Origin of the sequence: Actinophytocola sp., assembly GCF_036402745.1 — a bacterium.
In the GTDB taxonomy this organism is placed as follows: domain Bacteria; phylum Actinomycetota; class Actinomycetes; order Mycobacteriales; family Pseudonocardiaceae; genus Actinophytocola.
This window is the reverse complement of the sequence record NZ_DASWSJ010000134.1, coordinates 1-13,617: the sequence shown is the minus strand read 5'-3', so window position 1 is coordinate 13,617 and position 13,617 is coordinate 1. Positions and strand designations below refer to the sequence as shown.

The window sequence follows — 13,617 nt, the reverse complement described above, 5'->3', positions numbered from 1 at the left end:
GGCCGGGCTATTCCCACCGAGCGGGGAATTAACTCGGTCGTGCCCGCCGTTACGCTCGATGCCGTATGACTCCGCCATCATCGCCTGCCGTGGGCACTCGCCTCGCCGATCTCCGCGCGCGCCTCTCCGAGGTGACGCTGCGCGACGAGCGGCGGATTCGCCGTAGGCTCGACGGGCTGGACAAGCTCCGCGACCAGGCGGTCAAGCAGCAACGCATCGCCGAGATCGCCGGCGAGGTCGACAAGGCCGTGGCCAGGATCGAGCGCCGCCGGGCCGCCATGCCGACCGTCACCTACCCCGCCGAGCTGCCGATCAGCCAGCGGCGCGAGGACATCAAGAAGGCCATCGCCGAGCACCAGGTCGTGATCGTGGCCGGCGAGACCGGCTCCGGCAAGACCACCCAGCTCCCCAAGATCTGCCTCGAGCTGGGCCGCGGCGTGCGCGGCCAGATCGGCCACACCCAGCCCCGCCGGATCGCCGCGCGCACGGTCGCCGAGCGGATCTCCGACGAGCTCGACGTGCCGCTCGGCGCCGCGGTCGGCTGGAAGGTGCGCTTCACCGACCAGGTCGGCGACGACACCCTGGTCAAGCTGATGACCGACGGCATCCTGCTCGCCGAGCTGCAGTCCGACCGCCAGCTCCACCAGTACGACACGCTGATCATCGACGAGGCGCACGAGCGCAGTCTCAACATCGACTTCATCCTCGGCTACCTCAAGCAGCTGCTCCCGCGCCGGCCCGACCTCAAGGTCGTCATCACCTCGGCCACCATCGACCCGGAGCGCTTCTCCCGGCACTTCGACGACGCGCCCATCGTCGAGGTCTCCGGCCGGACGTACCCGGTCGAGGTGCGTTATCGCCCGATCGTGGACCCCGACGACCCCGTGGCCGACCCGGACCGGGACCAGACCCAGGCCATCCTCGACGCGGTCGGCGAGCTGTGCGCCGAGGGCCCGGGCGACATCCTCGTGTTCCTCTCCGGTGAGCGCGAGATCCGCGACACCACCGACGCGCTCGTGGCCCAGGACCGGCCCGGCACCGAGATCCTCCCGCTATACGCCCGGCTGTCCACAGGGGAGCAGCGGCGGGTGTTCCAGGCCCACCGCGGCCGCCGGGTCGTGCTCGCCACCAACGTCGCCGAGACCTCGCTCACCGTGCCGGGCATCAAGTACGTGATCGACCCCGGCTTCGCGCGCATCTCCCGGTACAGCAACCGGCTCAAGGTCCAGCGGCTGCCGATCGAGCCCATCTCGCAGGCCTCGGCCAACCAGCGCGCGGGCCGCTGCGGCCGCACCTCCGACGGCATCTGCGTCCGGCTCTACGCCGAGGACGACTTCGACGCGCGCCCCGAGTTCACCGACCCGGAGATCCTGCGCACCAACCTCGCGTCGGTCATCCTGCAGATGGCCGCCGCCGATCTCGGCGACATCGCGGCGTTCCCGTTCGTCGAGCCGCCGGACCGCCGGCACATCACCGACGGCATGAACCTGCTGCACGAGCTCGGCGCGCTCGACAGCTCGACCAAGGAGTCCGAGGCGCGGCTCACCCCGTTGGGCCGCAAGCTCGCCCGGCTGCCGGTGGACCCGCGGCTCGCCCGCATGGTGCTGGCGGCCGACCAGAACGGCAGCGTCAGCGAGGTCGTCGTGATCGCCGCCGCGCTGTCCATCCAGGACCCGCGGGAGCGGCCGGTCGAGAAGCAGGCCGCGGCCGACCAGCAGCACGCCCGGTTCCGCGACCCCGAGTCCGACTTCATGTCCTACCTGAACCTGTGGCGTTACCTCACCGAGCAGAAGCGTGAGCTGTCCGCCAACCGGTTCCGCAAGCTCTGCCGCGCCGAGTTCCTCAACTACCTGCGGGTGCGCGAGTGGCAGGACGTCGCCGGCCAGCTGCGCCAGATGGCCAAGAGCCTCGACGTCACGCCCAACGAGACACCCGCCGACCCGGCCAAGATCCACCTGGCGCTGCTCGCCGGGCTGCTGTCGCACATCGGGCTCAAGGACCCCACCGGCAAGGAGTACCTCGGTGCGCGCAACGCGAAGTTCGGCATCTTCCCCGGCTCGGCGCTGTTCAAGAAGCAGCCGCGCTGGGTGATGGCCGCCGAGCTGGTCGAGACCACGCGGCTGTGGGGCCGGGTCGTCGCGCGCATCGATCCCGAGTGGATCGAGCCGCTCGCCGGGCATCTCGTGCGCCGCACGTACAGCGAGCCGCGCTGGGAGAAGAAGCGGGCCGCGGTCATGGCCTCCGAGCGGGTCACGCTGCTGGGCCTGCCCATCGTCGTCGACCGGCCGGTGAACTACGGGCGGATCGACGCGCCGGTGGCGCGCGAGCTGTTCCTCCGGCACGCGCTGGTGCAGGGGGAGTGGCAGACCAACCACAAGTTCCTGCGGCGCAACGCGGAGCTGCTCGCCGAGGCCGAGGAGCTGGAGCACAAGGCGCGCCGGCGCGACATCGTGGTCGACGAGGAGACGCTGTTCGAGTTCTACGACCAGCGCGTCGGCCAGGAGGTCGTGTCCGGCCGGCACTTCGACACGTGGTGGAAGAAGACCCGCCGCGAGCAGCCGGAGCTCCTGAGCTTCGACCCGGCGATGCTGGTGAACCCCGAGGTCGCCGACGTCAGCCCGGAGTCGTACCCGAATGCCATGCGGCACAACGACATCCGGCTTGGCCTCCAGTACCGGTTCGAGCCGGGCACGGCCACCGACGGGATCACCGTGCAGGTGCCGCTCGCGCTGCTGAACCGGGTGAGCGCGGACGGCCTGCCGTGGCAGGTGCCGGGCATGCGCGAGGAGCTCGTCACCGCGCTGATCCGGTCGCTGCCCAAGCCGGTGCGGCGCAACTTCGTGCCGGTGCCGGAGTTCGCCGCCGCCGTCCGCGCGCGGCTCGCCCCCGTCGCCGAGCCGTCGCTGGACCTGGTCGCCGCCGAGCTGCGCACGCTCACCGGGGTGGTCGTGCCGCCGGACGCGTGGCAGCTCGACCAGGTGCCGCAGCACCTCAGGACGACGTTCCAGGTGGTCGAGGAGTCCGGCGAAGTCATCCTCGAGGGCAAGGACCTCGGGGCGCTCAAGCGCGAGCTGGCCTCGCGGGTGCGCGAGTCGCTGGCCTCCGGGTCGGAGGGGCTCACCCAGGAGGGCCTCACCTCGTGGTCCTTCGGGACGCTGGAGCGCGGCGTGTCGCTGCGCCGGGCGGGCCAGCAGGTCACCGCGTACCCGGCGCTGGTCGACACGGGTGCGAGCGTCGCGATCCGGCTGTTCGACAGCGAGGCCGAGCAGGCGCGGGCGATGTGGCGGGGGACGCGGCGGCTGGTGCTGCTCACCGTGCCGTCGCCGGTCAAGCAGGTGGTGCGCCAGCTGCCGAACGCGGCGAAGCTCGCGCTGTCGGCCAACCCGCACGGCGGCGTGCCGGGGCTGCTGGAGGACTGCGTCAACGCGGCGGCGGACACGTTGATCGCCGCCCACGGCGGTCCTGTGTGGACCGCCGCCGACTTCGATGCCTTGGTTGCCGCCGTCCGCGCGGGCCTGGCGGACACGACCTACCAGGTGCTCGACCGGGTGCGGGGCGTGCTCACCGCCGACGCCGAGGTCGACACGGCGCTGTCCCGGATGACCGGGGCGGTGTTCGCCGAGTCGGTGGCCGACATGCGCGCGCAGCGCTCCGCGTTGGTGTTCAACGGCTTCGTCACCGCCGCGGGACTCGCCCGGCTGTCCGATGTGGAGCGTTACCTGCGGGGCATCCTGCGGCGGCTGGACAAGCTGGCCGAGCGACCGGACCGCGATCTCGAGTGGACGTACGCGGTGCAGGACGCGCAGCAGGCCTATGCCGAGGTGCGCGGCCGGCCAGGGGACGACGGCCGGGTGCGCTGGATGATCGAGGAGCTGCGGGTCAGCTACTTCGCCCAGACGCTGGGCACGGCCTATCCGGTGTCGGAGAAGCGGGTGTACCGGGCGATCGACGATCTCGGCTGACCCTTGCTTTTGCGGCCGTCGGCACGCTTAACTCTCATGTGAGTGATGAACCAGTTCCACGTAAATGTGGTGAGGAGTTCTCATGAGGGTTCGAGCCGCCGGGGTGGCCCTGTTGGTCCTGATCGGATCCGCCGCCGTCGAGCTGCCGGTGGTCGCCGCGCCCGCCCTGCCGGCGGCCAACATGGAGGCGGTGGTGAAGGCCGCGCAGATCGACCCGCGCCGGCCGGACACCGCGCTCACCCCGGGAGCCCGCGACAGCGTCCTGCTGGTCGAACAGGCCCTGGACGCGAAGAACCTGCTGGCCACGAGCTACGTCGACGGCCACTTCGGCACGAAGACGGTCGATGCGTACGCGGCATACCAGCGCTCGCTGGGCTACACGGGCCTCGACGCGTCCGGCCTGCCGGGCCGCACGTCGCTGCAGACCCTGGGCGAGGGCCGCTTCACGGTGACGAGCACGCTGACGCCGGGCGCCCGCCTGACCTACCACAGCGCGACGATGAACACTCGCACAAAGGCGATGCTCGTGGAGGCCGAGCGCCTGCTGGCCCGGACGTTCACGATCACCCAGGGCTCGTACACCCCCGGCAACCCGGACTCGGCCGGCACCCACGACGGCGGCGGGGTGGTCGACATCTCGGTGTCCGGCATGTCGACGACGCTGCGCACCACGGTGGTCCGGACGCTGCGCCAGGTGGGCTTCGCCGCGTGGCTGCGCACCCCCGACCAGGGCTTCGCGTACCACATCCACGCCGTGGCGATCTCCGACACCGACCTGTCCCCGGCGGCCCAGCACCAGGCCGGCGACTACTACCTCGGCCAGAACGGCCTGGCCAACCGCGGCCCGGACGACGGCCCCCAGGTCACCAGGGTCACCTGGGAGGAGTACCAGCGGGCCTAGCTGAACGGGCTGTGCGGGCGGTCCTGGGGCTCCCCGTCGAGGAGGATGTCGACCTTCTCGTTGTAGAAGCAGGCCAGGCCGGCCACCTTCTGGCTCTCGGGCAGCGGCGAGCGGTAGATCCACACGATGTCCTCGTGCACCGCCTCGCCCGTGTCGACATGCCAGTACGACGCCGTTCCCTTGTACGGGCACTGGGTCTGGTTGTCGGACGGGCGAAGCAGGTCCATGCGGATGTCCGGCAGCGGCAGGTAGTAACGCGGCGGCAGGCCCGTCTCGAACAGGATCCGCGGCTGGTGCGAGTCGGCCACCGTGACGCCGTCGATGCGGACCTCCACGTGGCGCGAGCTCGCCAGGATGTCCACCCGCTTGTACGGGTCGCGCGGGTGGACGTAGATCGGCTCGTCCTCCTCCAGCCACTCGTCCATCGCGTCGAAGCGGAGCATCACCAGGTCGCGCAGCTCGGGGACGGGGGAGTCCAGGTAGCGGCGCGCGGCCGCCGACACGGTCACGCCGTCGACGACCACGTCGTAGAGCGTCGCGTCGCCGCGGCTCGGGGAGTGGTCGACCGCGCCGGTGGCCTCGAGCTTGGCCCGGACGTCGGCCAGCGGCAGGTAGTACGTCGGGTAGTACGGGATCTCCCACACCAGCACCGGCCGGTGTGAGTCGGCCACCAGCTGCCCGGACACGTACGCCCGGACCCGCTTGAGGCCCGTCTCGATCTTCACCTTGCCACGCGTCTGCGCCATGCGCCCCAACCTACTCCGAAATCAGGGCTGGACCTGGAGCGCGCTTCGGGTCCCAGAATGCAGACATGACGAACAGGCGAAAGCTGGGAACCGTCGAGGTCAGCGCACTCGGGTTCGGCTGCTGGGCCATCGGCGGCCCATTCTCGGACACAGAGGGAAAACCGCTCGGCTGGGGCGAGGTCGACGACGACGAGTCGATCCGCGCGGTGCGCCGCGCCGTCGACCTCGGTGTCACGTTCTTCGACACCGCGGACGTGTACGGCGCGGGCCACAGCGAGGAGGTGCTCGGCCGCGCGCTCGCCGGGCACCGGGACGAGGTGGTCATCGCCAGCAAGTGGGGCAACGTCTTCGACGCGGACACCAAGGTGCGCACCGGGACCGACGCCTCGCCGGGGTACGTGCGCCGCGCCTTGGAAGCCACCCTGAAGCGGCTCGGCACCGACCACCTCGACCTCTACCAGCTCCACATCGGACCGTCCATTGAGGACGCGGTGGCCCTGCGGGAGGCGGGCGAGGACCTCGTCCGGGACGGCCTCGTCCGCGGCTACGGCTGGAGCACCGACGACCCCGGGCGGGCCGCGGCATTCGCGGCCGGGCCGCACTGCGTCGCCGTGCAGCACGAGCTCAGCGTCCTGCACGACGCGCCGGAGCTCCTGGCCGTGTGCGACCGGCACGACCTCGCGAGCATCAACCGCTCACCGCTGGCGATGGGCCTGCTCGGCCGGCGCACCGCCAGCCGACCGGCCACGGGTGCCGACATTCGCTCGGCGGCGCCGGACTGGCTGCGCTTCTTCCGGGACGGCGTGCCCACCGCGCAGTGGCAGTCCAGGGTCGACGCCGTCCGCGAGATCCTCACCAGCGACGGCCGCACGCTCGCCCAGGGCGCGCTCGGCTGGCTGTGGGCGCGCAGCGAGCGGACCATCCCGATCCCGGGCTTCCGCACCGTGGCGCAGGCCGAGGAGAACGCGGGCGCGCTCGCGCACGGCCCGCTGACGAGCGAGCAGCTGGCCGAGCTCGCCGAGGTGGCTACTGCACCGGGGAGTCCGGCGGTGGCAGCTGGATAGTGCGCTGCGGCTCGACCTCCGCGACGCCGGGTACGGCCGACAGCGACGCGAGCTTGTCGCTGTCGGCCGTGCCGATGACCACGCCGACCTCGGTCAGGACCTCGGTGACGGACAGGCCGGCCTGGCGCAGGGCCTCGACGACGGCGGCCAGGTCGGCGTCGTCGTCGGTGGAGACGAGGACCTCCTCCAAGCCGGCCTCCTCAGGTGTCAGGGCGCTTGCACCAATCCTGCCCCAACATCGGTCGAGGGCAAGCCCAGCCGCCGCGCCGTCTGGGACAGCCGCGCCCACAGCTCGTAGGCCCGCGCGCCGGTCGCGTGCCCGATCAGCGCCGCGACGCCGGCCGCGTGGGGCGTGGCCATGCTGGTGCCGCTGATGCGCCGGTACCGCCGGTCCATCGGCCAGCTCGAGTACACGTCGACGCCCGGGCCGGCCAGGTCGACGCCACCGACGGGCCCCGTCCCGCAGGAGAAGTCGGCGACCGCGCGGTTGGCGTCGATCGCGCCGACGGCCATGATCGACGGGCAGTTGGCCGGATGCCCGACCGGGTTGACCACGCCGGCCGACCGCTTGCTCTCGTTGCCCGCCGCGGCGATGATCAGCGTTCCCGCGGCCAGCGCCCGCTGGGCCGCCCGCTCGAACAGCCGCGAGTACGGCTGGTCCGGCGTCGTCGGTGCGCCGAGCGACATCGACACCACCCGGCATCCGCTGGCGACCACCCACGCGATGCCGGACAGGATCCCGCCGTCCGCGCCCGAGCCCTCGTTGCTCAGCACGGGCTGTAACGGGGGTCACAGTTCGACGGTCGACACTCGTATACGAGTCGGCCGTCTAATGTCGATCCCATGCAGACCTGGCCATCCCACCCGGTGCCGCGCGTTCCCGGCACGCCGCGCCCGCTGCGGCTGTACGACACGGCCACCGGGGAGATCCGCCCGACGACCCCGGGCCCCACCGCGACGATGTACGTCTGCGGAATCACCCCGTACGACGCCACCCACCTGGGGCACGCGGCGACCTACCTGGCGTTCGACCTGGTGCACCGGCAGTGGCTCGACAACGGGCACGACGTCCACTACGTGCAGAACGTCACCGACGTGGACGACCCGCTGCTGGAGCGGGCCGAGCGGGACCACAGCGACTGGGTCGTGCTGGCGATGCGGGAGACGGCGTTGTTCCGCGAGGACATGACGGCGCTGCGGGTGCTGCCGCCGCGGGACTACCTCGGCGCGGTGGAGTCGATCCCGGAGATCGTCGAGGCGGTCGCCAAGCTGCTGAGCGACGGCGTGGCCTACCGGGCCGACGACGAGCAATACCCGGACATCTACTTCGACCGGCTCGCGTCGGGCCACTTCGGCTCGGTGTCGAACTACGACGCCGACACGATGGCGAAGTTCTTCGCCGAACGCGGCGGCGACCCGGACCGGCCCGGCAAGCGGCACCCGCTGGACGCGCTGCTGTGGCGCACGGCGCGGCCGGACGAGCCGAGCTGGGACAGCGAGCTGGGGCCGGGCCGGCCGGGCTGGCACGTCGAGTGCAGCGTCATCGCGCTGAACCAGCTGGGCATGGGCTTCGACGTCCAGGGTGGCGGATCGGACCTGATCTTCCCGCACCACGAGTTCAGCGCCGCGCACGCGGAGGCGCTCACCGGCCTGCACCCGTTCGCCCGGCACTACACGCACACCGGCATGATCGGCCTCGACGGCCAGAAGATGTCGAAGTCGCTGGGAAACCTCGTGTTCGTGTCCCGCCTACGGGGCGACAACGTGGACATGATGGCCGTGCGCCTGGGTCTGCTGTCCGGCCACTACCGCGAGGACCGCGCCTGGACCGACACGGTCCTCGACGAGGCGACAGCCCGCCTGGCCCGCTGGCGCGCCGCGGTGTCCCGGGAGTCCGGCCCCCCGGCGGAGCCCACGGTGGCCCGCCTGCGCGACCACCTGGCCGACGACCTGAACACCCCCCAGGCCATCCGCGCGCTGGACGCGTGGGCGGCCGACGAGGGCTCGGACACCGCGGCGCCGGCCCAGATCAGGGACGCGGTGGACGCCCTGCTGGGGGTTGCGCTCCCGGGATGGTCCGGGGTGTAGAACATCTCGCGCTGGCTGGCGTCCGGGTCGCGGCAGCACAGGACCGTGCCGCTCGACGTGTGCCCGCCGGCCCCTTCCCCGAGCGGCTGCGGGTGTGCTCGCTGGTCTCCCGGTTCTACGCCGAGCACGCGGAGGGTGTGGCGCTGGACCGGGCGGGCGGACAAGGAGGTCTCAGCGGCGGCGGACCAGCAGCGCGAGCGGGGTGACGGCGGCCAGCAGGACGGCCGGCAGCAGGAAGCCGGCCGCGGCTGAGCCGTGGTACACGGGCGTGAACGCGACCGGGGCGAGGGCCGCACCGACGAAGCGGAACGCCTGCACCACCGACACCGCGCCCGCCGGGTTGGCGTTGTCGCCGGTCAGCACGAGCGCGTTCAGGCCCACCTGGATGAACTGCGCGAAGAACCCGGCCAGCGCCCACAGCACGGCCACCGCCGGCAGCCACGGGACCACTCCGATGAGCGCGATCGGCACCGCGCCGAGCACCCCGCCGGCCAGGGTGGCCGGCCGCGCGCCGGTGCGCTCGATCAGCCGGCCGACCAGGTGCGCGGTGAGCATGCCCACCACGCCGAACGCGGTCAGCAGCAACCCGCGCGCGCTCGCGCCCAGGCCGAAGCCGTCGTCGGTGCGGAAGGCCACCAGGAACGTCAGCCCGCCCAGGCAGCCCCAGCCGACCAGCGCCACGGCCGCCGCGCGCAGCACCTCCGGCCGCCACGCCGCACGCAGCCGGGCCGGCTCGGCGGGGCGGGACTCCGCCGACGGCGGCAGGCCGATCGCGGCCAGCGCCGCGGCCGCCACGGCCACGCCGACGAACGCGAGCCGCCAGCTCGCCTCGGCCGCGAGGCCGCCGAGCAGCGGCGCCGACGTCTGCCCGGCCGCCTGCAGCGACGCGAACAACCCCAGCGACCGGCCGAGCCGCTCTCGTGGCGTGGTGGCCGCGATCGTCGCGATCAGCAGCGGCGTCGTGAACGCGTTGGCCACGCCCTGGACCCCGCGGCCGGCCAGCAGCAGCGGGAACGTCGTCGACACCGCGCACAGCACCGACCCGGCGATCGACACCAGGTAGGCGCCGATGACGCTGCGCCGCAGCCCCCACCGCGCGCCGAGCGTGCCGGAGAACAGCATCAGCCCCGCGAACGGCACCAGGTACGCGGTGATCGTCGCGGACGCGGTCGTCGCGGACACGTCGAAGTCCGCGCCCAGCTCCGGCAGCATGGCCGAGGTGACGCCGCCGCCGAACGGGCCCAGGAACGCGCCCGCGTGCAGCCCCGCCATCGCGAGCCGGCGGCGGTCGAGGAGCCGATCGACCACTCAGGCGCCGGGACCGGTGGGACCGCGGCCCGGGCCGCCCGGTCGCCGCCGGCGCAGGTAGCGCTCGAACTCGGCGGCGATCGCGTCGCCGCTGGTCTCGTTCAGCGCGGTCTCCGCGTCGCCCCGCTCCTCCAGCGCCCGCACGTAGTTGCGCACGTCCTCGTCCTCGGCGGCCATCTCGCTGACCGTCTGCTGCCACTCCTCGGCCTGGTCCGGCAGCTGGCCGAGCGGCACCTCGATGTCGAGAACCTCCTCGACCCGGTGCAGCAGCGCGAGCGTGGCCTTGGGCGAGGGCGGTTGCGAGACGTAGTGCGGCACCGCCGCCCAGATCGAGATCGCCGGGACCCCGGCCTGCACGCACGCGTCCTGCAGCACGCCGACGATGCCGGTGGGGCCCTCGTAGCGGGACCGTTCGAGCCCGAACTGGGCCGCCGACGTCGCGTCGTAGGCGGTGCCGGTGACCGGCACGGGCCGGGTGTGCGGGGTGTCGGCGAGCAGCGCGCCGAGCGTCACCACCGTGGAGACGCCCAGCCGGTCGATCTGCTCGAGCAGCTCCGCGCAGAACTTGCGCCACCGCATGTTGGGCTCGATGCCGTGCATGAGCACCACGTCGCGGGTGGCGCCGGGCGGGCGGCACACCGACAGCCGGGTGGTGGGCCACTCGACCCGCCGGGTGACCCCGTCGACCATGCGCACGGTCGGCCGGGTGACCTGGAAGTCGTAGTAGTCGTCGGGGTCGATCTCGGCCAGGTCGGTGGCCTCCCACGTGAGCTGGAGATGCTCGATCGCGGCGCTGGCGGCGTCCCCGGCGTCGTTCCAGCCCTCGAACGCCGCCACCAGGACTGGCTCGACGAGTTGGCGCTCCTCGTCGGCTGGGGACGGGGTCGACGGCTGCTGGTCCGGATCGGTCACCGGGCAAGCCTACGACCCGGGGCGGACAGCGGGGGACCGTAGGCTGGTCGCATGCCGGCAGACAACACGTCCGGGCTGCTCGCTGCCCTGATCGGGACGGACAAGATCGCCGGCGTGCTGTGCCCTACGTCACACGTCACGTCCATGTCGTCCATCGTCCGGAAGCCAAGTACCTCGCCATATGAGTGATATCGAGAACCGACCCGCTGCCGTCCTCTGGGATCTCGACGGCACCCTGCTCGACTCCGAGAAGCTGTGGGACATCCCGCTGTACGAGCTGACCGAGAAGCTGGGCGGCCAGCTGTCGACGGCCACCCGGCAGGCGATGGTCGGCACCAACGTCATGGTGACGCTGCGCCTGCTCTACGCCGAGGTGGGCATCCCCGACCCGTCGCCCGAACAGGTCGCGGACGGCGCGGCCTGGATCGACCGCCGGATGGCCGAGGTCTTCCGCCAGGACCTGCCGTGGCGGCCCGGCGCCGCCGCCGCGCTGCGGGAGGTCCACGCCGCCGGCTTCCCGATGGCCCTGGTCACGTCCACCGAGCGGGGCCTCACCGAGATCGCCCTCGACACGATCGGCCGGCACCTGTTCGACGTGACGGTGTGCGGTGACGAGGTCGAGGGCCTGAACAAGCCGCTGCCGGAGCCGTACCTGAAGGCCTGCCGCCTGCTCGACGTCGCCCCGCCGTCCTGCGTCGCGATCGAGGACTCGCCGACCGGCACGAGGTCGGCGGTGGCCGCGGGCTGCCAGGTCCTGGTGGTCCCGTGCGAGGTGCCCGTGGAGCCGGGGGAGCGCCGCACGTTCCGCACGTCTCTCGAGGGACTGACGGTGGCCGACCTCACCGCACTGATGGCCTAGCCGCGTCCACGATCGGGTGCGATGGCAGGATCATCACCTGTGAAGACGTTCGACGAGCTGTTCGCCGAACTCCGCGATCGGGCCGCCGGCCGGCCGGAGGGCTCCGGCACCGTCGCCGCGCTCGACGCGGGGGTGCATGCGCAGGGCAAGAAGGTGCTCGAGGAGGCCGGCGAGGTGTGGATCGCCGCCGAGCACGAGTCCGACGAGCGCCTTGCCGAGGAAGTGTCCCAGCTGCTGTACCGCGTGCAGGTCCTGATGCTGGGCCGCGGCCTCACCCTCGACGACGTGTACCGCCACCTCTGAGCCGTATCCTCGAGCCCACTGGAGTCATGACCATGCTGCGGGTTGCCGTGCCGAACAAGGGCGCGCTGGCCGGACCGGCCGCCGAGATGCTCGCCGAGGCCGGGTACCGCGGGCGACACGAGTCGCGTGACCTGACCGTGCTCGACCCCACCAACGACGTCGAGTTCTTCTTCCTGCGCCCCAAGGACATCGCGATCTACGTCGGCTCGGGCGAGCTCGACCTGGGGATCACCGGGCGTGACCTGGCGCTGGACTCCGGCGCCCCGGTCACCGAGCGGCTCGCGCTGGGCTTCGGCGGGTCGACGTTCCGCTACGCCGCGCCCGCCGGCCGCCAGTGGGCGGTCGACGACCTCGCCGGCAAGCGGCTCGCCACCTCGTACCCGCGGCTGGTGTCCGAGGACCTCGCGGCCCGCGGCGTCACGGCCGAGGTCATCCGGCTCGACGGCGCGGTGGAGATCTCGGTACAGCTCGGCGTCGCGGACGCGGTGGCCGACGTCGTCGGCTCGGGCCGGACGCTGCGCCAGCACAACCTCGTGGCCTTCGGCGCGCCGATCTGCGAGTCGGAGGCGGTGCTGCTGCACGGCACGAACGCGAACGGCTCGCCGGCGAAGGACCAGCTCGCCGCGCGGCTGCAGGGTGTCGTGTTCGCGCAGCAGTACATGATGCTGGACTACGACTGCCCGAAGACGCTCCTCGACGAGGCCATCACGGTCACGCCGGGCCTGGAGTCGCCGACGGTCGCGCCGCTCGCCGACCCGGAGTGGGTGGCCGTGCGGGCGATGGTGCCGCGCAACGAGGCCAACCTCGTGATGGACCGGCTGTCGGCGCTGGGAGCCAAGGCCGTGCTGGCGTCCGACATCCGCTCCTGCCGGCTCTAGTGTCCCGGCGCGGACACTAGTTACCCCTGCGGCCGGACCAGCAGGGCCTGGGCGCCGCGGCCGACCGGACCGGTGAGGTCGTGCAGGACGGTGAACGCCGTGCCGACGCCGTTCGGCCCGATGGCCGTGGTGGCGTCGAGGGCGATCCACTCGCCGGCCGGCTCGCGGTAGAGGTGCACGGTCAGCTCGGAGTTGATGAAGAGCCAGTCGCGCGGGTCCATGCGGCTGGAGACCCCGTTGCCCGAGTCGGCGACGACGAGCAGGCGCTGCAGCCCGGTAGGCCGCTCACCGGCGACGAGGTCGACGCCCTGGCGGGCCCAGACCTTGGCGGGTCCCGGCTTGCCGAGGTGGCCCTCGAGCGCGCGCCACTCCATCACGTCGAGGTAGCCGGCACCCCAGCCCTCCGGCCGGTGCATGGGCTCGCCGTCCTCGGGCGGGGCCAGCGGGTCGTCCACGCCGACCGCCACCGTGCTGGTGTCCGAGATGATGTGCCGCCACGCCCTGGCGCGGACCACTGTGCGGTCGCCGGCCTTGAGCTCACCCCCGAGCAGCTCGACCGCCCGGCCCGGCCGCTCGACGCTCGCCGTGACCTCCAG

General features: G+C 72.5%; 12 protein-coding genes and 1 pseudogene. 7 read left to right on the top strand and 6 right to left on the bottom strand.

The window, feature by feature from the left end:
- The first annotated feature begins 65 nt into the window (after positions 1 to 65).
- Positions 66 to 3,962 (top strand): ATP-dependent RNA helicase HrpA, encoded by a 3,897-nt coding sequence (hrpA, locus tag VGD70_RS13335; protein WP_331081577.1) that lies wholly within the window; start codon positions 66 to 68, stop codon positions 3,960 to 3,962.
- An 82-nt stretch (positions 3,963 to 4,044) separates the two neighbouring features.
- A complete protein-coding gene (locus VGD70_RS13330; RefSeq protein WP_331081575.1) occupies positions 4,045 to 4,863 on the top strand; it encodes a peptidoglycan-binding protein in 819 nt (272 codons plus the stop codon).
- On the opposite strand, the gene VGD70_RS13325 is transcribed toward VGD70_RS13330, so the two are convergent.
- Positions 4,860 to 5,609 carry a DUF427 domain-containing protein gene (locus VGD70_RS13325; protein ID WP_331081573.1) on the bottom strand — a complete coding sequence of 250 codons (750 nt, stop codon included), beginning with the start codon at positions 5,607 to 5,609 and terminating at the stop codon, positions 4,860 to 4,862. The genes VGD70_RS13330 and VGD70_RS13325 overlap by 4 nt on opposite strands.
- 65 nt (positions 5,610 to 5,674) lie before the next feature.
- Here VGD70_RS13325 and VGD70_RS13320 point away from each other — a divergent pair, with 65 nt between their 5' ends.
- On the top strand, positions 5,675 to 6,673 hold the full coding sequence (locus VGD70_RS13320) for an aldo/keto reductase (protein ID WP_331081571.1): 999 nt from the start codon (positions 5,675 to 5,677) through the stop codon (positions 6,671 to 6,673).
- Here the strand turns inward: VGD70_RS13320 and VGD70_RS13315 are convergent.
- Both VGD70_RS13315 and VGD70_RS13310 read right to left on the bottom strand, forming a co-directional pair.
- Positions 6,636 to 6,863: a hypothetical protein gene (locus VGD70_RS13315; RefSeq protein ID WP_331081569.1), complete on the bottom strand. Its 228-nt coding sequence runs from the start codon at positions 6,861 to 6,863 to the stop codon at positions 6,636 to 6,638. The two genes, VGD70_RS13320 and VGD70_RS13315, sit on opposite strands and share 38 nt — an antisense overlap.
- A gap of 17 nt (positions 6,864 to 6,880) precedes the next feature.
- A pseudogene (locus tag VGD70_RS13310) lies at positions 6,881 to 7,447 on the bottom strand (S8 family serine peptidase); the annotation flags it as partial.
- A 69-nt stretch (positions 7,448 to 7,516) separates the two neighbouring features.
- Here VGD70_RS13310 and mshC point away from each other — a divergent pair.
- On the top strand, positions 7,517 to 8,761 hold the full coding sequence (mshC, locus tag VGD70_RS13305; protein ID WP_331081568.1) for a cysteine--1-D-myo-inosityl 2-amino-2-deoxy-alpha-D-glucopyranoside ligase: 1,245 nt from the start codon (positions 7,517 to 7,519) through the stop codon (positions 8,759 to 8,761).
- Between the two features lie 171 nt (positions 8,762 to 8,932).
- Here the strand turns inward: mshC and VGD70_RS13300 are convergent, their stop codons facing one another.
- Positions 8,933 to 10,069, bottom strand: a complete 1,137-nt coding sequence (locus VGD70_RS13300) for an MFS transporter (RefSeq protein WP_331081566.1) — start codon at positions 10,067 to 10,069, stop codon at positions 8,933 to 8,935.
- Positions 10,070 to 10,981, bottom strand: coding sequence for a PAC2 family protein (locus VGD70_RS13295; RefSeq protein ID WP_331081564.1), 912 nt, complete (start codon positions 10,979 to 10,981; stop codon positions 10,070 to 10,072).
- A 181-nt stretch (positions 10,982 to 11,162) separates the two neighbouring features.
- On the opposite strand from VGD70_RS13295, the gene VGD70_RS13290 reads away from it, so the two are divergent.
- From VGD70_RS13290 to hisG, 3 genes are read left to right on the top strand one after another with little or no spacing between them, the layout of a single operon-like run.
- A complete protein-coding gene (locus tag VGD70_RS13290; protein ID WP_331081562.1) occupies positions 11,163 to 11,840 on the top strand; it encodes an HAD family phosphatase in 678 nt (225 codons plus the stop codon).
- 39 nt (positions 11,841 to 11,879) lie between these two features.
- Positions 11,880 to 12,143, top strand: coding sequence for a phosphoribosyl-ATP diphosphatase (locus VGD70_RS13285; RefSeq protein ID WP_331081560.1), 264 nt, complete (start codon positions 11,880 to 11,882; stop codon positions 12,141 to 12,143).
- A 32-nt stretch (positions 12,144 to 12,175) separates the two neighbouring features.
- The gene (gene hisG, locus VGD70_RS13280; protein WP_331081619.1) at positions 12,176 to 13,021 is read left to right on the top strand and encodes an ATP phosphoribosyltransferase; all 846 of its coding nucleotides are present in this window, start codon (positions 12,176 to 12,178) and stop codon (positions 13,019 to 13,021) included.
- 20 nt (positions 13,022 to 13,041) lie between these two features.
- Here the strand turns inward: hisG and VGD70_RS13275 are convergent.
- Positions 13,042 to 13,617, bottom strand: a 576-nt coding sequence (locus VGD70_RS13275) for a thioesterase family protein (RefSeq protein ID WP_331081558.1), incomplete at its 5' end; no start/stop codon positions are given.

Excerpts from the sequence above, each read along its gene's own strand:
- hrpA (WP_331081577.1), top strand. The coding sequence starts at position 66 with ATGACTCCGCCATCATCGCCTGCCGTGGGCACTCGCCTCGCCGATCTC.
- VGD70_RS13330 (WP_331081575.1), top strand. The coding sequence starts at position 4,045 with ATGAGGGTTCGAGCCGCCGGGGTGGCCCTGTTGGTCCTGATCGGATCC.
- VGD70_RS13325 (WP_331081573.1), bottom strand. The coding sequence starts at position 5,609 with ATGGCGCAGACGCGTGGCAAGGTGAAGATCGAGACGGGCCTCAAGCGG.
- VGD70_RS13320 (WP_331081571.1), top strand. The coding sequence starts at position 5,675 with ATGACGAACAGGCGAAAGCTGGGAACCGTCGAGGTCAGCGCACTCGGG.
- mshC (WP_331081568.1), top strand. The coding sequence starts at position 7,517 with ATGCAGACCTGGCCATCCCACCCGGTGCCGCGCGTTCCCGGCACGCCG.
- VGD70_RS13290 (WP_331081562.1), top strand. The coding sequence starts at position 11,163 with ATGAGTGATATCGAGAACCGACCCGCTGCCGTCCTCTGGGATCTCGAC.
- hisG (WP_331081619.1), top strand. The coding sequence starts at position 12,176 with ATGCTGCGGGTTGCCGTGCCGAACAAGGGCGCGCTGGCCGGACCGGCC.